Annotated in this window: 17 protein-coding genes and 1 pseudogene; 15 read left to right on the forward strand and 3 right to left on the reverse strand. The window is 42.9% G+C overall.

All coding sequences use genetic code 11. From position 1 onward, the window contains the following. Window positions 1-6: 6 nt before the first annotated feature. The 6 genes from ppsA (at window position 7) to C8D97_RS09750 (ending at window position 9,698) form a co-directional block, all read left to right on the forward strand. On the forward strand, window positions 7-2,382 hold the full coding sequence (gene ppsA, locus C8D97_RS09725; protein ID WP_109763582.1) for a phosphoenolpyruvate synthase: 2,376 nt from the start codon (window positions 7-9) through the stop codon (window positions 2,380-2,382). A 164-nt stretch (window positions 2,383-2,546) separates the two neighbouring features. Continuing rightward, entirely contained in the window at window positions 2,547-4,271 is a 1,725-nt protein-coding gene (locus C8D97_RS09730; RefSeq protein ID WP_109763583.1) for an AMP-binding protein, read from the forward strand. A gap of 290 nt (window positions 4,272-4,561) precedes the next feature. Then, window positions 4,562-6,610 carry a S9 family peptidase gene (locus tag C8D97_RS09735; RefSeq protein WP_210204904.1) on the forward strand — a complete coding sequence of 683 codons (2,049 nt, stop codon included), beginning with the start codon at window positions 4,562-4,564 and terminating at the stop codon, window positions 6,608-6,610. A gap of 61 nt (window positions 6,611-6,671) precedes the next feature. Continuing rightward, the gene (locus C8D97_RS09740; protein ID WP_109763584.1) at window positions 6,672-8,093 is read left to right on the forward strand and encodes a M28 family peptidase; all 1,422 of its coding nucleotides are present in this window, start codon (window positions 6,672-6,674) and stop codon (window positions 8,091-8,093) included. Between the two features lie 42 nt (window positions 8,094-8,135). Then, window positions 8,136-8,636: a GNAT family N-acetyltransferase gene (locus tag C8D97_RS09745; RefSeq protein WP_109763585.1), complete on the forward strand. Its 501-nt coding sequence runs from the start codon at window positions 8,136-8,138 to the stop codon at window positions 8,634-8,636. Between the two features lie 105 nt (window positions 8,637-8,741). Further along, window positions 8,742-9,698 carry an OmpA family protein gene (locus C8D97_RS09750; RefSeq protein ID WP_109763586.1) on the forward strand — a complete coding sequence of 319 codons (957 nt, stop codon included), beginning with the start codon at window positions 8,742-8,744 and terminating at the stop codon, window positions 9,696-9,698. Between the two features lie 224 nt (window positions 9,699-9,922). Here C8D97_RS09750 and C8D97_RS09755 read toward each other — a convergent pair whose 3' ends face one another. Next, window positions 9,923-10,699 (reverse strand): ferredoxin--NADP reductase, encoded by a 777-nt coding sequence (locus C8D97_RS09755; RefSeq protein ID WP_109763587.1) that lies wholly within the window; start codon window positions 10,697-10,699, stop codon window positions 9,923-9,925. Between the two features lie 328 nt (window positions 10,700-11,027). Beyond that, window positions 11,028-13,328 carry an efflux RND transporter permease subunit gene (locus tag C8D97_RS09760; protein ID WP_109763588.1) on the reverse strand — a complete coding sequence of 767 codons (2,301 nt, stop codon included), beginning with the start codon at window positions 13,326-13,328 and terminating at the stop codon, window positions 11,028-11,030. 203 nt (window positions 13,329-13,531) lie between these two features. Between C8D97_RS09760 and C8D97_RS09765 the strand changes: the two genes are divergently transcribed. From C8D97_RS09765 to C8D97_RS09795, 7 genes and pseudogenes are all read left to right on the forward strand, one after another. Next, window positions 13,532-14,152, forward strand: a complete 621-nt coding sequence (locus C8D97_RS09765) for an FMN-binding negative transcriptional regulator (RefSeq protein WP_109763589.1) — start codon at window positions 13,532-13,534, stop codon at window positions 14,150-14,152. 140 nt (window positions 14,153-14,292) lie between these two features. Next, on the forward strand, window positions 14,293-15,408 hold the full coding sequence (locus C8D97_RS09770; RefSeq protein WP_109763590.1) for a helix-turn-helix domain-containing protein: 1,116 nt from the start codon (window positions 14,293-14,295) through the stop codon (window positions 15,406-15,408). A 126-nt stretch (window positions 15,409-15,534) separates the two neighbouring features. Then, the gene (locus tag C8D97_RS09775) at window positions 15,535-17,076 is read left to right on the forward strand and encodes an amidohydrolase family protein (RefSeq protein WP_109763591.1); all 1,542 of its coding nucleotides are present in this window, start codon (window positions 15,535-15,537) and stop codon (window positions 17,074-17,076) included. 415 nt (window positions 17,077-17,491) lie between these two features. Further along, on the forward strand, window positions 17,492-17,803 hold the full coding sequence (locus C8D97_RS09780) for an SIR2 family protein (protein ID WP_109763592.1): 312 nt from the start codon (window positions 17,492-17,494) through the stop codon (window positions 17,801-17,803). 244 nt (window positions 17,804-18,047) lie between these two features. After that, window positions 18,048-18,329, forward strand: a complete 282-nt coding sequence (locus tag C8D97_RS09785; RefSeq protein WP_109763593.1) for a transposase — start codon at window positions 18,048-18,050, stop codon at window positions 18,327-18,329. A gap of 147 nt (window positions 18,330-18,476) precedes the next feature. Then, window positions 18,477-18,932 (forward strand): annotated as a pseudogene (locus tag C8D97_RS09790) (transposase); the annotation flags it as partial. Window positions 18,933-18,943: 11 nt separating this feature from the next. After that, window positions 18,944-19,159 carry a hypothetical protein gene (locus tag C8D97_RS09795; protein ID WP_109763595.1) on the forward strand — a complete coding sequence of 72 codons (216 nt, stop codon included), beginning with the start codon at window positions 18,944-18,946 and terminating at the stop codon, window positions 19,157-19,159. Window positions 19,160-19,671: 512 nt separating this feature from the next. Here C8D97_RS09795 and C8D97_RS09800 read toward each other — a convergent pair. After that, window positions 19,672-21,528 (reverse strand): M2 family metallopeptidase, encoded by a 1,857-nt coding sequence (locus C8D97_RS09800; RefSeq protein WP_245411424.1) that lies wholly within the window; start codon window positions 21,526-21,528, stop codon window positions 19,672-19,674. Between the two features lie 142 nt (window positions 21,529-21,670). On the opposite strand from C8D97_RS09800, the gene nagZ reads away from it, so the two are divergent. Continuing rightward, complete coding sequence (gene nagZ, locus C8D97_RS09805) at window positions 21,671-22,729, forward strand: beta-N-acetylhexosaminidase (RefSeq protein ID WP_109763596.1); 1,059 nt, start codon at window positions 21,671-21,673, stop codon at window positions 22,727-22,729. Between the two features lie 47 nt (window positions 22,730-22,776). Further along, complete coding sequence (locus tag C8D97_RS09810; RefSeq protein ID WP_109763597.1) at window positions 22,777-23,946, forward strand: mechanosensitive ion channel family protein; 1,170 nt, start codon at window positions 22,777-22,779, stop codon at window positions 23,944-23,946. Window positions 23,947-24,007 lie beyond the last annotated feature (61 nt).

Consider the following 24,007-nt stretch of genomic DNA (forward strand, 5'->3'; position numbering starts at 1 on the left):
GAAACAGTGCAAGACTATGTCCTCTGGTATGACGGCTTAGGAATGGACGATGTCGAAGTGGTTGGCGGTAAAAATGCATCACTCGGTGAAATGATCAGTAATCTGGCAAATGTTGGTGTGAGTGTACCCAATGGCTTTGCGACGACTGCTTCAGCGTTCAGAACCTTTCTCAGCCAAAGTGGCCTTGACGATAAAATCCACAAGGAACTGGAAACATTAGACGTTGACGACGTCGATAAATTGGCGGAAACCGGCGCCAAAATTAGACAGTGGATCATTGACACACCACTGCTTCCTGAGCTTGAGCAAGCCATTGAGCAAGCCTATAAAACGCTAAAAGGCGATGCAAACGAAGAGTTTGCGGTTGCTGTGCGCTCTTCAGCCACAGCGGAAGACTTGCCCGATGCCTCTTTTGCTGGTCAACAGGAAACCTTCCTGAATGTTCGTGGCTTTGACAATGTAAAGCTGGCGCTAAAAGAAGTATTTGCCTCATTATTTAACGATCGGGCAATTGCCTATCGTGTTCATCAGGGCTTCGATCATAAGCTGGTGGCTTTATCCGCCGGTGTACAAAAAATGATCCGCAGTGATATAGCCGCCAGTGGGGTTATGTTCACAATGGATACCGAGTCAGGCTTTGATGACGTTGTGTTTATCACCGGTGCTTACGGATTGGGTGAGACCGTGGTTCAGGGCGCTGTGAATCCGGATGAATTCTATGTGCATAAACCCACCTTAAAAGCAGACAGACCCGCCGTAGTACGTCGTAATTTAGGCGGTAAAGCGATTAAAATGATTTACGGTGACTCGGACGAGCATGGTAAGTCCGTTGATACGGTTGCTGTCCCAATGGAACAACGACAGGCATTTTGTATTACCGATGCTGAAACCGAAGAATTGGCGCGTCAGGCTCTAATTATTGAGCAACATTATCAACGGCCCATGGATATTGAGTGGGCTAAAGACGGTGCCGATGGCAAGCTCTATATTGTTCAGGCTCGGCCAGAAACGGTAAAAAGCCGGGATAACCGCAATGTTATTGAACGTTATCTATTAAAAGAAACCAGTGATGTGCTAACGACAGGTCGCGCCATTGGTCAACGAATTGGCAAAGGCCCTGCGGCGGTTATCAGTGATATCAGTGAAATGGCGAGTGTAAAGCCCGGTGATGTATTGGTAACGGATATGACCGATCCGGACTGGGAGCCGATTATGAAGCGTGCCTCAGCGATTGTGACCAATCGAGGCGGTCGAACCTGCCACGCAGCAATTATTGCCCGTGAGCTGGGTATTCCTGCGGTTGTTGGTTGTGGCGATGCCACCCAGCACATCAGCAAAGGGCAGGAAGTTACTGTCTCTTGCGCAGAAGGCGATACCGGCAATATCTATCAGGGCTTGCTTGATTTTGAAATCAGTCAAAATGCAGTGGATAACATGCCCGATCTAGCCTTCAAAATTATGATGAATGTGGGTAATCCTGATCGCGCCTTTGACTTTGCACGACTGCCTCACGCTGGTATTGGACTGGCTCGACTGGAGTTTATCATCAATCGTATGATTGGGGTTCATCCAAAAGCACTGCTCGGTTTTGATGACCTTGACGATGATGATTTAAAAGAACAGATCGAAGAGCATATGGCGGGTTACTCGTCACCAAAAGAGTTTTACATAGGCAAGTTGGTAGAAGGTATATCTACTCTGGCATGTGCGTTTGCGCCCGAAAAAGTGATAGTTCGTATGTCTGACTTTAAGTCAAACGAATACGCGAATCTGGTGGGTGGCCATTTATTTGAACCTGAAGAAGAAAACCCCATGTTAGGGTTTCGTGGTGCTTCGCGGTATATCTCGGAAGAGTTTCGCGACTGCTTCCAGTTAGAGTGCGAAGCTATTAAGCGGGTGCGCAATACCATGGGATTCACCAATGTAGAAATTATGATCCCCTTTGTCCGCACCACTGATGAAGCACGGCAAGTGATCGAGCTGCTGGCTGAAAACGGTTTAAAACGCGGTGAAGACGGTTTACGCGTGATTATGATGTGTGAGTTGCCTTCGAACGCGATTCTGGCCGAAGAATTCTTGCAACACTTTGATGGTTTTTCAATTGGCTCAAACGATTTAACCCAGTTAACACTAGGGCTGGATCGCGACTCAGGTATTATTTCGCATCTGTTTGATGAGCGTAATGAAGCCGTTAAAGCTTTATTGGGTAAAGCTATCAAGGCCTGTAATGATGCCGATAAATACATAGGTATATGCGGGCAGGGGCCTTCGGATCACCCGGATTTAGCCCAGTGGCTGATGGAGCAGGGCATCGACAGTGTTTCGCTTAACCCCGATACCGTGATTGAAACCTGGTTGTTCCTTGCGGAGCAGTCTCAATAACGACTGGGTATTGAACGATAAAAAAGCCGCTTTTAAGCGGCTTTTTTATGCTTTGGGCTCTACTTTTTCAGTAATTCTTAAGGCAAAATATTGCGCTGCAAATAGTGTGTGTCGGGTTAATATGCTAGATTGCTGCAATCATTTAAAACAGAGTTTTAAACGTAATGAGCGCAAGCGATTCTATCGATAAAAATAATCAACAAAATACGCAATCACTTACCGGGTTCCACTCACCGGTTGAGCGCCTGAAACACTGGCAACACCACACACCTGAAGCCATCTTTTTACGCCAGCCGGATGGCAAACAATGGCAGGAATATTCATTTCAGACGGTATGGCATCAGGCATCTTGTATAGCCCACTCATTATCCGATTTACCACCCCGCAGCCATATTGCAATCTATTCTTTAAATTGTGCTCACTGGTTTATTGCCGATCTGGCTATCTTGATGGCAGGACACATTAGTGTGCCTATTTATCCGACGGCGGGTGAAAAAACCATCTCCTATATTCTTAACCACGCGGATATTGAACTCGCTTTTGTCGGTAAGTTATTTGACTGGCAAGCCAGGTCTCATTGTTTTAGCAATATCAAATTGATCTCTATGTTTGATCGAAAAATGGCGGAGCCAAAAACGGCAATACCTTATATCGATGATCTTATTGCACAACATTCGCCTTTAGAACATGTGTATGAAGCCAATGCTGAAGAGCTGGCAACCATAGTTTATACCAGTGGCACAACCGGTGATCCCAAAGGTGTTCGTCTCTCTTATCGTGCAATCAGTTCGGCGCTCAACTCAGTTGAGAAAGTCTTTGAAATTAGGCAAAGCGATCGATTTTTTTCTTATTTGCCACTTGCCCATGTGGCTGAGCGAATGGCGGTTGAAATGTGCGCCGTCTATTTTGGTGCTCAGGTCAGTTTTGTTCAGTCGCTCGATCAGTTTGCCAGCAATTTGCAATCGGTTAAACCGACCATCTTTTTTGCTGTGCCACGCATATGGCTAAAATTAAAACAAAAAGTTGAAGCAAGGTTAGGCGGTCGTTATATCGCTAATTGTTTGTTTCGTATGCCTTACATCGGTAATTTTTTGAAACAAACGGTTTTAAAAAAACTGGGCTTGTCGGAAACACGTTTGGCGTTGTCAGCTGCCGCCAGCTTGCCCCGTTCAACTTTAAACTGGTTTGATAAAATAGGCATAGAAATTTGTGAAGCTTACGGGTTAAGCGAGACCTGCGGTTTTTCTCACATCAATTTACCGGGAAAGCGGCGTGCCGGTACAGTAGGCCAACCGTTTCCTGATGCGCTGTGCACCATTGCTAGCAATGGTGAAGTGCTATTAAGTAATCCAAGTCTAATGGACGGCTACCACAAGCAAGAAGAATTATCGGCGCAGGCGGTTCAGGATGACTGGTTTCGCACCGGCGATCTGGGTGAAATCGATGAAGATGGTTATTTAACCATTACCGGACGGGTCAAAGATATTTTTAAAACATCGAAAGGTAAATATGTCTCACCTGTGCCATTAGAAAAACAGCTAACTGGTGAGTTAGAGGCGGATCATCTTTGTGTACTGGGCGCTAACTTACCTTACCCTGTTGTGGTTGCTGTGGTTTTGTCCGCCTGGAGCGACTCTTTTAAGAAGTCTTACACAAAACACGTTAAACAGTGCCTGGAAGCGCTTAACAAAACCCTGGAAAAGCATGAGCAAATCAAAGGCATGCTAATCGTAAATGAAGACTGGACCGTTGAGAATGAATTGATCACGCCGACATTAAAATTAAGACGGCAAAAGGTAGAGCAGCGTTATGAACAGGAGCTGGCGTCAATTTTTGATACAAAAAACACGGTTGTCTGGCGTGATATTTCACATTTAAATGTGACATAGTAGCCGCGATAAAATTCAGTCAAATTTGTAGTGAATACCAAATTAAACTTGAATATACAAGTTGACTAGTCATTCATTAAGCTACAGAGTCTTTATTCGGTTAAAAATAGTCGTTAGTATTAGCTAAGATTACATGAAATTACTGGTTAGTAACTATACAAGCTTGCCGTTATTGATTGAAAAGTATTGATTGAAAAAATAATGTTTCAATTGAATAACGTTTAATCAGAAAAATAAAATTTACTTAATAAGACCATTTACATTTAAAAATCGAAGAGAGGATAGTTAACGTGAATCGATTAATAACAGGGGGGTTATGCCTGCTGCTTTTAGCTCCGGCGTTTGCCGCAAAAAAGCATGTCATGACATTAAAAGAAACCGTAACAACGCAATATGTTGGCACGTCGAAAGTATCGCCCGATGGCAGTAAAACAGCCTACACTTTAGTCATCCCAAGAGAACCTTATCAGTCGGATGATGGTGGACATTATGTTGAGCTGCATATCACTGACAATAACGGCAAGTCACGCCCTTACATTACTGGTGAAGTGAATGTTTCGAGCATTGCTTGGAGTCACAACAATCAGTATGTATACTATTTGGCCAAACGAAATGACGACAAGTTTAAATCACTTTATCGTATACCTGTTGATGGTGGTGAGTCTCAAAAAGTATTTGAGCACACCAATAATATTGCATCATTCAGTTTAAATCATACGGGTGAATCACTGCTTTATATCGCTAAGCCTAAAAAAGATAAGCACGAAAAAAAATTAAAGAAAAAAGGTTTTAAAGCAGAAGTATACGAGGAAGATGCCGAGTTCTCGCGTGTCTACCGGGTGGACTTAACCAAAGACAAGAAAACCTCAGAAGTCCTTAAAAATATTGATGAAAATGTGCTTTCTATTGAGCATCATCCCAGTCGTGATTTATTTTTAGCACGAGTAACGCCAACGCCTCATATTGATGACAATTACACTCGCTCTCAATATAAAGTGTTTAAAACCAATGGTGTGGCTACGCAATCATTCAAGACGGAAGGAAAGCTTGGTGCTGCGCACTGGTCTCCTGATGGTCAATACGTTGCTATCATTGGTGCTGAAAATAAAAATGATCCGGCAGCGGGGCGTTTATTTGTTGCCAACAGTCGAACGGGTAAATTAGATGAAGTGTTAAAGAATTACCAGGGGCATGTAAAAGATATTGCCTGGACTTCGGATTATCAACTGACCTATCTTGGGCATATTGGCACATCCAGTGAAGTGGCAACAATCAATCTGGATTCTGGAAAGGTTGAAAACTTATTACCGCTCGGACAAGCTGCGCTTAGCAGTTTTGATGTGGACAGTAATGGCAACAATATGGTTGCAACCATGGGAACGCCACAACACCCAAGAGAGGTGTACTCGGTATCCGACGGTAAACTTAAGCGTTTAACAAATTCCAATTCCTGGCTTGAAGATATAAAAATGCCAAAGCAGGTTTCCATGACTTATCAGGCTAGAGATGGTTTGTCACTGGACGGCATTTTTGTTTATCCGGTGAACTATAAGAAAGGCAAACGCTACCCATTGATTATGATGGTTCATGGCGGTCCGGAAAGCCACATCAGTAATGAGTGGTTAGATCGATATTCTTATCCAATTAAACACGCAACCGGTAATGGTTTTGCCGTGTTTTTACCAAACTACCGTGGCAGTACAGGTAAAGGTGTTGAGTTCAGTAAAAAAGGTCAGGCCGATTATGCCGGTGCTGAGTTTAATGACCTGGTGGATGCCATCACGCATTTATCCAATGAAGGTCTGATAGATAAAGAGCGAGTAGGCATTACTGGTGGTTCTTATGGTGGTTACGCTTCGGCGTGGGCAGCAACTGCATTAAGTGAACATTTTGCCGCAAGTGTTATGTTTGTGGGTATATCAAATCAATTGTCCAAGTTTGGTACCACCGATATTCCTGTTGAAATGTACAACGTACACGCGCGAAATTATCCGTGGGATAAATGGCAGTGGATGTTAGAGCGCAGCCCTATTTATCATACGGGTAAAGCGAAAACGCCAATTCTGATCATGCACGGTAAAAACGATACGCGAGTACATCCGGCACAGTCGATGGAACTGTATCGTTATATCAAAACCCGTACAGAAACTCCGGTTCGTCTGGTTTACTATCCCGGCGAAGGTCATGGTAATCGTCGCGCCGCCGCGCAGCTTGATTATGCACAGCGGCTAATGCGTTGGATGAATTTTTATCTGAAAGGGAAAAAGAAAGGTAATAAAATTCCTCCGTTTGAGCTAGACCACGCCAAGCAATTAGAAGACGATAAAGAAGATAAATAAAAATACATTGCCCGGTAAATAACATTTATCGGGCAATGTTTGTTTTACGAGGGGTAAAACAATGTTTGTTAAACAATTCTCTATTAAGCAGGCTTCCGCTATTGCGTTACTGGCATGGGGGGCAACCGCTTGCGCCAATAACGATCAAACTAATGCAGCAAACCAAAGTAAAGTTGCAGGCTTTGAAAACGATACCGCTAAAATGCATTCGATTGTTGAACAAGTTTCAGCAAATCGCATTGAACAGGATATTCAAAAGCTAGTGAGCTTTGGCACTCGCCATACGTTATCGGAAACCCAGTCAGAAACTCGTGGTATAGGTGCGGCACGTCGATGGATAAAAGCCGAATTTGAAAAAATTTCCAGGCAATGTGGCGGTTGTCTGGAAGTCATTATGGTGAGTGACACTATATCGGGCGAGAGACGAATTCCGGAACCTACCGAAGTGGTCAGTGTACTTGCGATTCAACGAGGTGAAACCGATCCGAATCGCTTTGTGCTTATGTCTGGGGATATCGATTCCCGAGTGACGGATCCGTTAAATGAAACTTCCGATTCACCGGGGGCAAACGATAATGCGTCAGGTGTAGCGGGTACTATTGAAGCCGCTCGTGTTTTATCGCAACGTAAATTTAACGGCTCGATCATTTATGCCGCATTAGCGGGCGAAGAGCAGGGTTTGTTTGGCGGTAAAATTGTTGCCGATTACGCATTAAAACAAGGCTGGAAAATCAAAGCGGTATTAAACAACGATATGATCGGTAATATCGAAGGCATCAATGGTGTAATCAATAATACGACCGCACGAATTTTTTCCGAAGGGACGCGCGTGGTTGAAACTGAAAAAGAAGCCCGCATACGACGGTTTACCGGCGGCGAGGTAGACTCGCCCAGCCGAAACCTTGCCCGATACATTGATCGCATGGCCGATGAGTATATTCCCAACCTGGATACCATGCTGGTTTATCGGCTTGATCGGTTTGGCCGTGGTGGTCATCATCGTCCGTTTAATGCCGTGGGCATACCCGGTGTGCGCATTATGGAAACCAATGAACATTATGATCGACAGCATCAAGATTTACGCACTGAAAATGGCGTCACTTATGGAGACACTATTGATGGCGTTAATTTTGACTATGCCGCTAAGTTGACGGCGTTAAATGCGGTTTCTTTGGCGGGTATGGCGTGGGCGCCGGCACCGCCCTCGGGTGTGGAAATATCTGGTGCTGTTCAACCCAGCACAACCTTAAAATGGCAGCCTGCCGCAAAAAATGAACAGGCAAACTTGGCGGGTTATAAAATCTATTGGCGTTATACCGATCAGCCCCAGTGGCAATTCAGCCGGTTTGTGGGTAATGTTAATGAGTACACGTTAAAAAATGTGGTCATTGATAATTATTACTTTGGGGTCGCCAGTGTCAGTAAAGACGGCTTTGAAAGCCCGGTTGTGTTCCCTGGTCCTGCGGGTTCATTTGGTGATTGATAGAGCCAAGAAGGCTTTGAAAAAATAAAGGAAATAAAGCTTATGCTGCCTGTTGCTAAGGTTTCTTTACGGCGTTTATTACCCGCTGATCTTGCTGTATTTTTTGACATGCAACAAGACAAAGATGCCATACACATGGCAGCATTTACCGCACAAAATCCCGAGGATAAAGCAGCCTTCGAAGACAAATGGCACCGCATTTTGACCGATGCGGATATTAAGTTAAGGACTATTTTGGTCAGCAACGAAACAGGTGAGCAATCAGTTGCCGGTAATGTTGTTGTATTTCCTTCCGAACTGGGTAGAGAAGTCGGCTTCTGGATTATTAAACAATTTTGGCGTTGCGGCGTAGGTCAGCAGGCTGTTTCATTGTTTCTAAATGAGTTAAAGGAACCAACACTCTACGCGCGATCTGCGTTTGATAATTCTGCCTCGATAAAAATTCTGGAAGCCAATCACTTTGTTTATCAATCATCCGAAACCAATTACGCCTGTGGTCGTGATTTAGATGTGAAAGAACATATTTATAAACGTTGCAGTTAAGAAAATATCAAGTAACAGCGTTCGTTTGTGCAAGGTTTAAAAGGTTCGAAGATTGCAAATTCATAAAGATTAATTAGTGAGTATTTTAAATAAAGGAGTAATGATATGAGACGTTTTATTTTATTAATATCCCTCTTAACCTGTAACACCCTTATGGTATTTGCTGCAGATATCAAAGGTTCGAAAGACCATCCTTTAGCAGGCCGGTTCGAAGGCTCTGAAATTATTATATACAGCCACAGTAATTTCGATGAATACCGACTGATTGTTAAGCCTTTAACGTCTAATGGCAGCTTAGAAACAAAAAATGCACAAAATACAAAACGACTGGAAGGAGAGCTTTATCGTATTACCTATAAAGCACCTGAAGGGGCAAGCTCACTTGCTGTTTTTAGAGCCTATCAGGATGCACTGTTCGCTAATGGTTTTGAAAGTTTGTTTGAGTGTAATGGAGAGAGTGCGTGTGGTAATGGCAACGGGTATAACTTTAATCGCCGCTCTCCCGGACGAACGTTATCGCAACGCTTCATAAATACTAAGGGTGATAGTACTCGATATCAGGCACTTAAAAAGTCCAGTCCGCAGGGTGATGTTTATGTTTCCTTGCATGTTGCTGAAGAGCGTGGTGTTTACGCGCAAGTTGATGTTATTGAAGTAAAAGCCCAGAAAAGCAAGGTGGTTTTAATTAAAGCCAATGAAATGTCAGAGAAAATTGATCAAGATGGGAAAGTTGCTTTGTACGGATTGTATTTTAATACCAATAAAGCAACCATTAAAAATGACTCAAAGCCGACGCTAGATGAGATAGGAAAGTTATTAAAGAAAAACTCTGACTTGAAGTTACTGGTTGTAGGTCACACTGATAATCAAGGTGGGTTTGATTATAATATTAAACTATCACAGCAACGTGCGGCATCAGTAAAAAATGTTTTGGTTAACGATTATGGTATAAAGGCTTCCCGATTGAAATCGTGGGGCGTTGGTTATACTGCTCCAGTGGCGAGCAATAAATCTGAGCAAGGCCGTAGCGAAAACCGACGTGTGGAGCTGGTTGCCCAGTAAGACTATTGATTCAGGTTATGGTTGCAATATAAAGAACATTGTTTCTGCTGCCTAAATATTTCAAAACATTTATCCATAACTTGAATCTATTTTCAGTTTTTGCATTTCTGACATAACCTTTTTATGTGATTTCGCAGATTCAACAACGAAGTGCAAGGTTAAGCAAAAATAGCTTAAAGAGGTAATGTGTCAGTGTACTTGGAATTTAAGTTCGAAAACGAGCTTTAATCAACAAACGCTCGCTCAATAACATAATCACCTTGAACGCCAATTTTGGGGCTGATTTCGAAGCCAGCGTTATCCAGTAGCTCTGATATATCTTGCAGCATTTCCGAGTTGCCGCAAATCATGGCGCGATCATGTTCAGGATTAAGCCCATCAATGTCCAAGTCTTTAAACATCTGCTTACTGTTGATCAGCTTGGTAATACGGCCCTGGTGTTTAAAGGGTTCGCGGGTGACGCTTGGGTAATAGACTAGCTGATTCTCGATTAGCTCGCCGATGTATTCATGCTGAGGCAGTTGGTTTTCTATAAAGTCTCGGTAGGCTAGTTCCTGAATAAATCGAACACCGTGACATAGAATTATCTGATCAAACTTTTCGTAGGTTTCCGGATCTTGAATAATACTGATAAAGGGGGCTAAACCGGTGCCGGTTGCAAATAAAAACAGTCGTTTGCCAGGTTTTAGATCGTCAATAACCAATGTGCCCGTTGGCTTTTTACTGACAACAATTTCGCTGCCTTTAACCAGATGCTGTAATTTAGAAGTAAGGGCGCCATCGGGCACTTTAATACTGAAAAATTCCAGATGCTCTTCATAATTTGGGCTGGCAATACTGTAGGCTCTAATGATGGGGCGGGTTTGCTCTTCTGGCAATCCAATCATTAAAAACTCACCGTTACGGAACTTTAAACTTTGGCTGCGCGTGGTTTTAAAGCTGAATAAGTTATCGCTCCAATGGTGGACATCTAGTACTTTTTCTACGTTCAGGTTTTTCATATAAAGTATCGGTAACTCGCCATCATTCTAAAATTACGACTGCCCATTGCCTGGGCGATCGGTTAATACTCTGTACAGCAGGGCATTATTGATTCGCGCCGCATTATACCTGTCTAAAAGCTGTACAGACACAGTGAACCGTGAATTTTTAAAGTAAAAGTATTGATTTACTGCAGGATTTATTGTGCGAACGATAATCATTATCATTAAAAGGGGTTGATTTGTCAATAATAGCTCGTGATTTTCAATAATCGAGACTTAATTGAGTTAATTAGTCTGATCAGAATTTATTGATAGAGACTGCTATCTATATGTTTGTCTGCATAGATCAAGACTTTGAGCGTTCATCCAGCTTTTTCAGAGCTATCGGCAGCAAGGTAAAGTCGATAATCAGGGCCACCAGTAATGTCAGACACAACAGGGCGCCAGTACTGCTGGTGGGCGTAAGAGGAGATGCCATAAGGGTCGCAAAGCCGGCGACCAGTATCACAGTGGTGGTGATTAAGGCTTTACCAACAATATGAAATGCATAATCGATGGATTGTTGCGTGGATTTGTTCAGCTGATGTCTGGCTCTGGCGTATTTGGTTAAAAAGTGTACGCTATCATCGACAATAATACCAAGGCTCATACAAATCACCACAGACAGCGCCAGATCGATATAGCCTGCGGTTAGTCCCCAAAGGCCATAAGCGATAAAACCGGGAATTAAATTTGGCAACAGGCTTATGGCGCCGTATTTGAAGGACTTTAATACAACGCCGATTAAGGCACTGATCACTAATAGCGCAATAACACTGCCGAGGATCATTTGAACAATATTACGGTGGGCAATGTGTGCAAAAATATGATCCATGCCGGACAATTTTAATGTGATGCCATCCTTCGTTATTGAATTAAAAAACTGCATCAACGACTGTTCAAATTCGATCAACTGCTCCGAGTCCATTGGCTGTAATAAAATACTGGTTCTTGAAGCTGAGCGATCATCGATGACCCATTGATCCACACCCAGCCCTTCGGGCAGCGACAATTCGTATAACAATAAATATTGCGCAGCCAGAGGTTGCGAGTCTGGCATCTTAAAGTAATCCGCTTGATCGGCGTGCATGTTCTGGTTAAGTCGTTTAAGGGTATAGCCATAGCTTTGAATATGCTTAATCGTTTGCTGATTTTCGAGGTGGTTCAGCAATTGATCCAGCACCGATAAATAATCGGGAGAGTTAACGGAAACTTGTTCGCTGTCCATCACCAACTCGTAGCGGTGCAAGCGATCAAATTTGTTTTTTAATAAATTTACCGCTCTGGCTAACTCAAAACGGTCAGAAAAGTATTTGCTCCAGTTTTCGCTAATCGTTAAGCGGCTTATGCCCCAACCAGCGACTAAAATAACCGAAATTAATGTCAGGGTGATGAGCTTTCTATGCTGAATGACCTTATGTGAAAACAAGGTTAACAATGATGATGAGGATTTCTGCTGTTTAAATTGTATGGGCCAGTAATGTAAAGCCACGGGCAGCAAACAGATGGTGAATACCCAGGCAAGGGTGACGCCAATGGCCACCATATTGCCGAGATCCTGATAGGGCGGCGAATCACTGACGTTTAAAAACAACACCCCCACTGCAGTGGTGATGCTGGTAATAGAAATAGGTGCCAAGTTAATCCGAAACGCTTCTCTGTTGGCTTTGGCTGCTGATAAGCCATCAACCCGCATCAAGTATCGGTAACTGGTGAGGTAATGGACACAGTCGGCTACTGCCAGTGTAAGCACCACCGATGGAACAAAACCCGCCACAGGCGTGAATTCCTGTTTAAATAAGGAAAACAGACTGAATGTAAACAAAATGCTTAAGGTTGTGATCACCAGTGTAAACACTGTGGCTTTTACGCTTCTAAAAAACAGTAGCAATCCAAGGGTGATCACCAGGTAACTGATGGGTACAAGCGTTAACAAATCATTCTTTACGGCGTTTTCAAGAGTGACATTTGAAACTATGGAGCCCACAAGATGAAAGTTAATGTCCGGAGATTGTTCTGTAAAACTCTGCATTAAGTCTAATGCTTGTTGATGCAGTTGTTTAATGTCTTTGCCGGACTGCCCGTCTAAATCAAGACTGGCGTGGACCACGGCCAGTGTTTCATCGGGCGAAAGATAACTGTCATTTAATTGTGGATCACTGGCAATGGCATCACGTAAAGCTTCTGGCTGAGCGTCTAACTCACTCAAAGCGCGGGTATATAATGTATCTTGTTCGGCGTATGTGTATTGATAATTGGTCAGCGAGTTAACACGGGTTACCGTGTTTAATTGCCACAGTTCCTGGGTATAGTGTTCAAGCTTATCGAGGTTGTTTCGGGTTAACCAACTGCCGTGTTTAAGCTCTGCCAATAAGGCAATACTGTCGTGTGATCCAAACTGCTCTTCAAATTGATCAAAGGCATCGAGCTGCGGGTTTTGTTCGCTAAAATAAACACGGAAATCATTGCTTAAATACACCGATGCCAAACCGGATAATGACAGACAGCACAGAACAAACAAAATCAGAGCTATTTTTTGCAGTCTTGAGATACTGCAAAAGTCAACGACACTGTCGGTATTGATATTGTTGGTCCGTTTTTCAGTCAAGTTTTAATTCTCTATGTTATGCAAATAAGGCTTTTTTATTTTGGATCCCTGAACCACTTTAAAATCATTCAGCAAATTGTTTTTAAACAGTTTAGTATAGTGACAGGTTAAAACACTACCGACTAGAACTATAGCAAAGAGTCTTAAAAAGTGATTGATCACTTAATATACACATATTTTATAATAGAACTAATGGACCCATAATGATTGATGTACCCAAAAAATGGCAAATGAAACAGCCAGAACAACCCTATGACTTTATCAAGCAGTTTCCCTTTGCAACCTTGGTAAGTCAAAACTTTGATGCTTCTCACTTACCATTAGTACTTGATAGCGATAAAGGTGAAAAAGGGGTGTTGTATGGGCATTTTGCTCGCTCAAATCATCATTGGAAAGAGGCCGATAAATCGCCGGTACTGGCCATTTTTAACGAGCCTCATGCCTACATTTCTCCAACCTGGTATGCAAACAAACCGGCAGTACCCACCTGGAATTACGCTGTGGTTCATGTTGAAGGTAGGCTTAACTTATTAAGTTCTGACGCAACATTGGCGTGTCTCGAACAAATGTTATTAACCTTTGAGCCAGAACTTACTCATAACAAGTCCATTATACCCGATGAGTATCGCGATAAATTAGCCACAGCTATTGTTGGCTTTGAAATTATCATTGAGCGAATAGTAGGGAAACAGAAGTTAGGACAGCATCGCAGCCCTGATGATCAACGAGGGGTAGCAAGTCAGTTAAAGCAGTCGTCACGACTGCAAGATCAAATTTTATATCAATATATGAAGGATATTAATGTTGGCTTAGGTGAGTGTTGATTTTAAATCTATGCCAAATGTTCAAGTTAATAAGCATATGGGTAGGTAAGATTATATACACTCTATTTTACAGTTCGACATTAAATTACTTATTCGATAGACTGACGCCACTTTAATTCAGACATATATTGCAACTATAAATGTCACACATTCAGATGACTATATTAGCCATTGGCGGATTACAAGGATTTTTATTATTTATTCTTCTTGTAACTGATAAAAGGGTTAACTACGCCAGCAAATTACTCGGCATTTATTGTCTGCTACTCGCGCTCACCCTAATGGTTCCGTTATTAGTATCAGGGGAAGCTAATTCATTGTCCTGGTTGATTGGCTGGTTGGTATTTCTACCTGCGAGCTTTGGCGCTATGAGCTATTTATATTGTCGAGTGGCGATGACAGGCTCAGCATTAAAATATTTTGACTTGATTCATCTAATCCCACTGCTGATTTGTTACTTGCTAAATTATGACATTCTTTTTTCTGGACAAAAGGCGTTGCAGTTTATGCGCACACCCAACGACAACTTGCTGTCAATTCAATTGACGCTTGTTGTTTTATATGGTCAAGCGATTGTCTACGGGGCACTCTTGATCAGAATGATTTATCGTTATCAAACCAAAGCAAAGCAGACATTGTCATCATACAACCGAAGCACTTTCCGCTGGCATTGGGGGCTGGCGACTTTCATGGTTTTGATATGGAGTCTAAAGGCTTTGTCGAGCGTAACAAGTTTCGCTGGTCCTATGGTTAATTTTATTGCCGATTGTTTATTGGTGATTTTGGTTTATGTTTTTGCCATTACACAATGGCGCAATCCTGCTCTATTTCATGTCCAACAACTGGATGAGCAGTTAGCGCAATCGGCGAAGCCAAAAAGTGAATTTTCGCCAGATGGGGTATTAGATCATAGCATGCGCTCGAGTGTCTTAAACTTGGTGCAAGATAAAATCGAAAAGCAGGCCTTGTATCGTGACAGTGAGTTGACATTGGCTGCGCTCGCTGAGCAAGTTGGGGTGAGCGTGCACCATTTGTCAGAAACACTCAATCAATATGGTGGCAAAAACTTTAATCGGTTTATAAATGAATATCGTGTCACAGAGGTCTGTCAGCAACTCAAGCAAAATAGCGATCGTAAATTAATTGATTTAGCGCTGGATGCCGGCTTTTCTTCAAAAAGCAGTTTTAATGCCATATTCAAAAAGCTTACCGGAAAAACCCCAAGCGCCTATCGACAGGAGCTTGCTGAGTCTTAAAACCGTCCAAAAATCGGCTGAAACCCACTAAGTTAGCCATTCTGGACGTCTAAGATTATAAGTTTGGACGCACTGTTCATGGACGCGTGTTGAAATTGAGCCATCAATCACTGATGGAATTTAATCATGTTAAAAACATTTACGAAATGGTTTTCTGGCCTGTTAATTTGCTTAATCGTTGCAATTATCGGTTATTTTCTTTGGTTCAAACACGGCGTTAATTTTATATATGGCGCACACACCAAAGTTGTAGATCACAGTATATTTGCCACTTCGGTCAAATATACTGTGATTAAGGATGTTAATATACTGTCGCCAGATGGCCAGTCTATGCTGCCGAATCGCACGGTTGTATTAGACGAACAAAAAATTCTTTCTGTCACTGCTGAGGGAGAGACAATTGGCCGAAGCATTCCATCGAGCGCCACCGTTATCAATGGTCGCGGAAAGTACATGATTCCGGGTTTAGTGGACTCTCACGCTCATCTGTTAAAAAGTCCGAATGATTTGTTGCTCTATGTAGCGAATGGTGTAACCCATATTCGTGATTTGGGCGGTCCCCCGGAACGTTTGGAATTGCGCGAAGAAATAGAGCAGGGCCGTATTGGTCCGAAGATGTTTGTCGCATCACCACCTATAGATTCAATGGGCCGTTTAGAGGGGGCATTTTGGGAGATAATTACCTTTCATAAAAACACGATTAGCGTAGAGCATGCCAAGAGCAGGGTCAGAGAATTTGCTGAGCAAGGTTATGACGCGATCAAAATATATCACCTGGATATGCCAAGTTATCGTGCAGTGAACGAGGTGGCTGCTGAGCTGGGTTTGCCAACAACGGGACACTTTCCATTAACAATGGAGTTGTCTGAGCTCGCGATAACTCAGCAAAAAGAAGTGGCGCATATCGAAGAAATTATTAGGGTGCTAATTCGAGAGTTTGGCTCGATTAATGAGCGGGGCAGCGCTGAATTTTTTGCTCATGTTGAAGCACGCAGCGATGCCATTATCGATGACCTATTAGCAAACGAAATTAGCGTAAACACAGTATTGTGGTTTATGGAAAGCGTCACCGAGCAATATAACGATCTTGAAACGGCGCTCAAAGTTATCCCTATTGAGTATGCTAATCCCGGTATCGTTGAAGGCACACAAGACTCCGATGAATTTAAAGTGGGCTGGTTGCCAGGTTACAATCAATTTGAACCTGAGCATGGCGCTTCGGAAGAAGAGCGTAAAAAGTCTTTAATTTTTTGGCAAGCACGCGGAAAAGCGCATCATATTTTATTAAAAGCGATGGCTCGTCGTGGGGTAACACTTCTCGCAGGTACTGACTCTGGTGGAAACTTAGTCGTTCCTGGCTTTTCAATGCATGACGAACTGAGCTCGCTTCAATCGGCCGGTTTAAGTAATGCGCAGGCACTTGCGGCGGCAACTATAAATCCTGCTAAATTAATGGGCAGTAATGCTGGTGCCATCGATACCGGTAAACGAGCAGATTTATTATTATTGAATAAAAATCCTCTTATAAATATTAAACATACTCAAGAAATCGATACAGTTATTCTAAATGGCCGTGTGCTTGATCGTGATAAACTTGACGCAATGTTGGCCGCAGTCAAACAAGCCAATGAGAAGAGCCGAAAATTGAATATTGATAGGTATTTGTAATTAGCTTTGCGTAATAGCACAAGGTTTATACAGAGTTTCGGATAGAAGTCTACTTGTCGTTGAAGAAAGAAGGTTGAAGAGGCCGCAATTGTTTGTGAGTTTAATTTTAAAGACATGATTGGATTTGTATCTTATTAGTAAGATGTGAAACCCAAGTGGATTGATCTGAACACAATCTTGCATTCTTGAACGAGAGGGCTTGAGATAATCAGACAGTAAAGCTTCTGGTAGTATGTCAAAGCGGTCATTAGAGTAGAGCTATGATAGCTTTTATTCACCTTTTAGCTATCATTGCTAATTAATCTACCAATAACACGTATTGATTAAAATAGAGCATCTTGTATAGTTATTTCAATAAGTAGTTTAAAATGAAGAGTATATGTATTTTTAGATTAAATGTTAGCGAGGTAGGTTAATGAGTTTCCTCGATTCGTTAGCCGAAGAGTTTAATCAAGACACTATTATATTTATCGGCTCTGGAGTTTCTGTTCCTGCCGGTCTTCCTTCATGGAAGAAATTAGTGTCGCGGTTAAGAGACTATACACAGAACTTAAAAGGGAATGTTGAAGCTGCGAATGTTTTTCTAGAAGAAAATGATCTAATAAAAGCCGCTAGTGCTTTAACATCTGAGCTTGTGGTACTTGGAAAATCATTAGCTGACTTTTTAATGAACATGAAAAATGCTCAATCTTTCGTACCGCTGAACCACAGGAAATACATCGCTTAATTGCGTAACTACCTACTTCCTCTGTAATTACTCCTAACTACGATCTTTTACTGGAAAAAACATATGATGCTGCAAACGGTAATATCAAAGTCATCTATAGAGAGGAGGGCGAGTCATTAAATAATATAAAGAGAAATAGGATCAAGGAGTATTTATACAAATATCATAGAAGTGGACCCACGATCTTGGACAGTCGCATAATTGATTTCACTGTACTAAATTATCAGTAAACAGGAGAAGAGCCATGCGACGAAAAAGAAGAAATTTTCAACCGAACTTCAAAGCCAAAGTAGCGATAGAAGCGCTGAAAGAAGAGAAAACACTGGCAGAGCTTGCCGAGAAATACGAGCTGCATCCCAACCAAATCAGTGAATGGAAAAAACAATTATTGGAAAATGCCGATAGTGTGTTTGGCAGTACTCAGGATGAAAAACGCTTCACCGATGAGCGGGCCAAAGATATGGAAGCAAAAATCGGACAGCAGGCGTTAGAAATCGATTTTTTATCGAAGGTGCTCGGCCGTTAGGCCGGGCACAGCAACGAGAATCGATACATATGCCTCATGAACTGAGCAAGGCACGTCGTTGTGAGATATTGAATATCCCACGTTCCACAGCCTATTTTCAGCCAAAGGGCGTCTCTGAGCACGATCTGAAAGTCATGCGCCTGCCGGATGAATTTGTATTTGAAATACCCCCATAAAGGCTCACGAACGCTACGCGATGTGTTGTGGGACGATCACAGTATTCACATCAATCGCAAAGCGATACAGCGTTTGATGCGAGTGATGGGCATACGCTCCATTGCGCCACAAAAGAAAACATCCACACCCAACAAAGAGCATAAGGTGTATCCGTATTTGTTGAGAAACTTAACCATCGAGCGACCGAACCGGGTGTGGTGTACCGACATCACCTACATTCCCATGCGCAAAGGATTTGTGTATCTAGTGGCTATCATGGACTGGTATTCACGCAAAGTGTTGAGCTGGTGTTTATCCAATACGATGAACCCGGATTTTTGTGTTGAGGCGTTGGAAGAAGCCTTAATGCATTATGGCAAACCGGACATTTTTAATTCCGATCAAGGCGCTCAATTTACCAGTACCGAATTTACCGGGGCGATTCAAACAGCTCTTTATTGAGCACTGGAGTTGTTCGAGGAGAGTATGGAATAGCTGATGCTTACAAAAATAAACTCTTAGACATCAGTCCTTGGATGAATGACAACAATGCTAATGTTGTTAAATTTGCCCACCAATACACAAAGCTTCTGGAAGATATGATTGAGTCTGAGGTTAAGCGAGTGAACGAGCGAGTAGCATTAGAGAAGCACAAGTTTGGCGTAGACGAGTGAGTTTTAAGTAATGAAATTTGAACTAATGATTTGAGCCGGTGGTTATGTCCGCTTCTGGCAAATCCAGAAACGTAAATTGCCCTATTAGGTCAAGTTCTACTTTCTAAGGTCTCAGATTAAGTATCAGCTAGTACACATTGTATGGACAGTCGTCAGCGCATACCCGACAACCGTGTAAGCAATATCTCAAAAGCCATTAGGCAATCGCGGTCGAAGTTGTACAGTGATAATGACTATTTAAACTCAGCTGTTTTATAACTACTTGATATAATAAGAAAAAAACAATCACCTTTAAAAGCTTCAATTATAACGCTTAATTTTAGAGCCTTGTTTGCTGGACTCATTCGCTTAACATGAAATTGTGTTCAGGGAGAACATATCATGGAAGAGTAAGAAGGATATCTGGATATAGGGACAGCACGTTGCTTCAGGGAAAAAGGATTGATGAGCATTTGGTATGAGGTAAAGGCGGCAGGATGCCGCCTTTTCTTATGGAAGAATATAAATAGTTATTACCAGCCGCACTGACGACCTTCATTTTGTTTATCCAACCATTGTTTTAATGGCGCAAAGTAATCAATAACCGCTGTGGCATCCATTTGTTTCGAGCCGGTCATGGTTTCAAGCGCTTCTTGCCATGGGCGACTTTGTCCCATTTCCAGCATTGCTTTTAACTTGGCACCCGCTTCTTTGTTGTTGTAAATAGAACAACGATGTAATGGGCCTTCGTGGCCAGCAATTTTGCACAATTCACGATGGAACTGGAATTGTAAAATATGCGCCAGGAAGTAACGAGAATAAGGTGTGTTACCAGGAATATGGTATTTGGCACCCGGATCAAAGTCATTTTCGCTGCGCGTTACCGGTGCTTTTACGCCCTGGTATTCTTGACGCAACTGCCACCAGCCCTGATTGTAATTGTCTGGCGTTAGTTCACCGCTGAAGACTTTCCAGCGCCACTGATCAACCATCAAACCAAACGGCAGGAAGGCCACTTTATCCATCGCCATGCGCATCAGAAAGGGCAAATCGCCGGTTGCGTCCGGGATCTCATCAATTAAACCAATTTCTTTTAAATATTTTGGCGTAATAGAAAGAGCAACCGTATCACCGATGGCTTCGTGGAAACCGTCGTTTGCACTGCCGCGGTATAGAACTGGTTGTGTCAGGTTATAAGCGCGCTGGTAGAAGTTGTGCCCAAGTTCGTGATGAATGGTGTTGAATTCATCTTCGGTGATCTGGATACACATTTTGATGCGGTAGTCTTCTGGCGTAATATCCCAGGCACTGGCGTGGCAAACAACATCACGATCGCGTGGTTTGGTAAATTGAGAGCGCTCCCAGAAGGTATCTGGCAGAGGTTTAAAGCCGAGTGAAGAAAAGAAGCCTTCAGCCTGTCGAACCATGCCTTTGGCATCGTAAGATTTGGCTTTTAGTCGCTTGGTCACATCAATTCCGCTGCCGCCTTCAGGCGCGACCAGCTCGTAGATGTTGCCCCATTGCTGGGCCCACATATTGCCGAGCAAATGCGCAGGAATTTCACCTTTATTCTCGACAATCTGATCACCGTATTTTTCATTCAGCCTGGCGCGGACATGACAGTGCAATGCTTCGTACAAGGGTTTAACCTGACCCCATACCCGATCCATTTCTGCCGCAAACGCGTCTGGATCCATGTCGTATTTGGAGCGCCACATGGCCCCTAAGTCAGCAAAACCCAGGTCTTTTGCCCCTTCGTTGGCAATTTCAACCAGACGTTGATACGGCTGCTTCATTTGTGGCGATACTTTGCGCCAGTCTGTCCAAGCTTTTAACATAGCTTCCGGATCGTCGGAGTCAACCAGTACGTTAGATAGCGCAATCAAGTCGTATTGCTCGCCATCCGGAGTATTACCAGAGCCGTACATGGCGCTCAGCTTACTTTCTATTTTGGCCAGTTCCGAGGCTTTTTCTGGCTGGCCTGCTGGCGCAGGTAGAGTTAAGCCCAGTCGCAACATTTTCAGTTTACGCTCAACATCATAGGGCAGCTCTAGATCATTAAATTTAGCGGCGCCATTGGCCAGTTCAATACCGAGTAACTTGTAGTCTTTATTCGCCATGGACTCGATGTACTGGCTGTCGACGTTAATGTAGGTTTGAGCTATCCATGCCGCTTTACCGGCGTATTCGGAGATATCGGCAATGCGTTTTTCAGCGTCTTCAACAAATTGTTTGGCTTCCGCTGCGGTTGGTTTTTGTGGCTTGGCAGCTTCCTGTTCATTGGCTTGTTGTTCAAGGGTTTGTCGTTCGGGTTGCTGGCATCCCATTATTGCTGCAGAAATTGCTCCTGCAATCAATAAATGACCCAGTTTTTTTGTTTTTGTGATCATCATGCACCTGTTATGACTGTGGTTCCAGTGTGGAAGATTAAACGATGCAGACGCAAAACATCAAGCGCTCTGCGGGTTATTATTGCGGTTTGCCCATCCAGTGGTTAGCATAGGCGCAATTTAAAACTGTATAGGCTTAACCATGTCGTCTGCCGGCCCAATCATGCTCGATCTTAAAGGCACTTCCATCAGCTCCGAAGAGAAGGAAATGCTACGACACCCCGCCTGTGGCGGTGTGATTTTATTTGCCAGAAACATAGAAACACCAGAGCAAGTGACCTCACTGAACCAACAAATTGCTGCCATTAACCCGTCTCTTTTGCGGGCGGTGGATCAGGAAGGTGGTCGTGTGCAGCGATTGAAACAGGGCTTTAGTGAATTGCCCGCGTTACGTGAGCTGGAGTCAAAAGCCAGTCATTTTGAGCAGGCAGAACACCGTGCTTATCATCATGCCAGAGTGATGGCGTTAGAAACCTTGTCCGTTGGTTTTGATATCAGTTTCAGTCCGGTGCTGGATATTGCTACAACATCAAGCCGTGTGATTGGAGACCGGGCATTCCATGAGCAGCCGGATTCAATTGTTGCTTTGGCGTCGGCTTACATAAAAGGTATGAAAGAGTGTGGCATGGCAGCAACGGGTAAGCATTTTCCTGGTCATGGCAGTGTCGATGCCGACTCTCATATTGAATTGCCGGTGGATGAGCGAGACTGGCAAACCATTAAAGATACAGATTTGAAAAGTTTTTCACAGTTATCATCTGAACTGGGCGGTATAATGCCTGCCCATGTTATTTATTCGCAGTTGGATAAGTTACCAGCGGGCTTTTCACCTTTTTGGGTTGCCAAGGTGTTGCGCGAACAAATGAGTTTTAATGGCGTCGTATTCAGTGATGACATCAGTATGAAAGGTGCCGAAACGGTTGGCGATTTTGATGACCGGGTTAGCGCTGCACTGGATGCAGGTTGCGACATGGTACTGGTGTGTAATCATCCAACCGAAGCTGGCGATGCCCTTGAACATGTTATGCAGCATCATCAAAGTTCGCCAAGCAAGTCTCAAATAAAAACATCAGCGGCGCGCATACAGTCGATGAAGGCGTCGGATAAAAATCTTTGTATATATCGTGATTTAAAACAGGATACCCGATGGCAAACCAGTCATTCTGTTTTGTTTGGCGACTCACGGAAATCTACTGACTAATAAATTACAAACTCGAACAACTTATGACAAGTGAGTGACAGAATCTGATGGAATTTTTAAAAGAAAAGTTATACGCCATTCAGGGCGAAAGTGCGTGGATGACGGAGATCTTTTTAATTGTATTGGTAACGTTAATCATCAATTTTATATGGCGTCGAGTTCATATTCGATTGTCAAAAAAAGTGGAACAGTCAAACACCTTTTGGGATGATGCGTTATTTAAGGCACTGTCGAGTCCCGTTACTTGGGCCATTTGGGTACTGGGTATTGGATTTGCCATTGAAACCTCACAATCAGATTATTTAATTGAGCTGTTAACCATTGACTTAAAAGGTGAAGCAAAATCGGTTCAGGTTAGCAATGTGATCTTAATCGGTTTATTTGGTTGGTTTTTAAATCGATTCATCAATGAGTCCGAACGTCAGATTATTGACAAACAACCCTCAAAAGAACGCAATGATCAGATTGATCAAACTACCATAGAGGCCATCAGCAAGTTATTACGCGTGTCGGTTATGATCACCGTAGTTCTGGTGATTTTACAAACCATTGGTGTCAGTATCAGTGCGGTATTAGCCTTTGGTGGAATTGGCGGTATCGCCATTGGTTTTGCCGCAAAAGATTTATTATCAAACTTTTTTGGCGGTTTGATGATTTATATGGACAGACCTTTTGCGGTTGGTGACTGGGTAAGAAGTCCCGATAGAGATATAGAAGGTGTGGTCGAAAAAATAGGTTGGCGACAAACAAGAATTCGAACTTTTGATAAACGGCCTTTGTATGTACCCAATGCGGTGTTTAATAATATTGCAGTACAAAATCCATCGCGTATGACACACAGACGTATATTTGAAACCGTGGGCATTCGTTATGACGATGTTGGCGTGATGAAACCAATTACTGAAAAAGTTAAAAGTATGCTGCAGGAGCATGACAAAATTGATCAGAATCAGGCTTTGATCACTAACTTTAATGCTTTTTCTTCGTCTTCCGTAGACTTCTTCGTTTACGCTTACACTCATATAACCGACTGGATTAAATTTCATGAGTTAAAGCAGGAAATTTTGTTAAAGGTTGCTGAGATTATTGAGCAGGAGGGGGCTGAAATTGCGTTCCCAACATCGACACTGCATGTGAATATGAAAAATCCTCAACTTGCAGGTTTGGAAAGCTCAACGAGTGACAATAACGAGTCGTCTGGCGGCAGTAAAGATTGATCGACAGATGTGTTTTACCGCATGCAATAAATAACAGCAATGCCGGTTAATTACAGTTGCT

This window comes from Pleionea mediterranea (genome assembly GCF_003148745.1).
GTDB lineage: Bacteria > Pseudomonadota > Gammaproteobacteria > Enterobacterales > Kangiellaceae > Pleionea > Pleionea mediterranea.

What these genes read in the sequence shown, in the direction of transcription:
- C8D97_RS09730 (WP_109763583.1), top strand. Translation starts at nt 2,547, where the DNA reads ATGAGCGCAAGCGATTCTATCGATAAAAATAATCAACAAAATACGCAA.
- C8D97_RS09740 (WP_109763584.1), top strand. Translation starts at nt 6,672, where the DNA reads ATGTTTGTTAAACAATTCTCTATTAAGCAGGCTTCCGCTATTGCGTTA.
- C8D97_RS09745 (WP_109763585.1), top strand. Translation starts at nt 8,136, where the DNA reads ATGCTGCCTGTTGCTAAGGTTTCTTTACGGCGTTTATTACCCGCTGAT.
- C8D97_RS09750 (WP_109763586.1), top strand. Translation starts at nt 8,742, where the DNA reads ATGAGACGTTTTATTTTATTAATATCCCTCTTAACCTGTAACACCCTT.
- C8D97_RS09755 (WP_109763587.1), bottom strand. Translation starts at nt 10,699, where the DNA reads ATGAAAAACCTGAACGTAGAAAAAGTACTAGATGTCCACCATTGGAGC.
- C8D97_RS09765 (WP_109763589.1), top strand. Translation starts at nt 13,532, where the DNA reads ATGATTGATGTACCCAAAAAATGGCAAATGAAACAGCCAGAACAACCC.
- C8D97_RS09770 (WP_109763590.1), top strand. Translation starts at nt 14,293, where the DNA reads ATGTCACACATTCAGATGACTATATTAGCCATTGGCGGATTACAAGGA.
- C8D97_RS09775 (WP_109763591.1), top strand. Translation starts at nt 15,535, where the DNA reads ATGTTAAAAACATTTACGAAATGGTTTTCTGGCCTGTTAATTTGCTTA.
- C8D97_RS09780 (WP_109763592.1), top strand. Translation starts at nt 17,492, where the DNA reads ATGAGTTTCCTCGATTCGTTAGCCGAAGAGTTTAATCAAGACACTATT.
- C8D97_RS09785 (WP_109763593.1), top strand. Translation starts at nt 18,048, where the DNA reads ATGCGACGAAAAAGAAGAAATTTTCAACCGAACTTCAAAGCCAAAGTA.
- C8D97_RS09800 (WP_245411424.1), bottom strand. Translation starts at nt 21,528, where the DNA reads ATGATCACAAAAACAAAAAAACTGGGTCATTTATTGATTGCAGGAGCA.
- nagZ (WP_109763596.1), top strand. Translation starts at nt 21,671, where the DNA reads ATGTCGTCTGCCGGCCCAATCATGCTCGATCTTAAAGGCACTTCCATC.
- C8D97_RS09810 (WP_109763597.1), top strand. Translation starts at nt 22,777, where the DNA reads ATGGAATTTTTAAAAGAAAAGTTATACGCCATTCAGGGCGAAAGTGCG.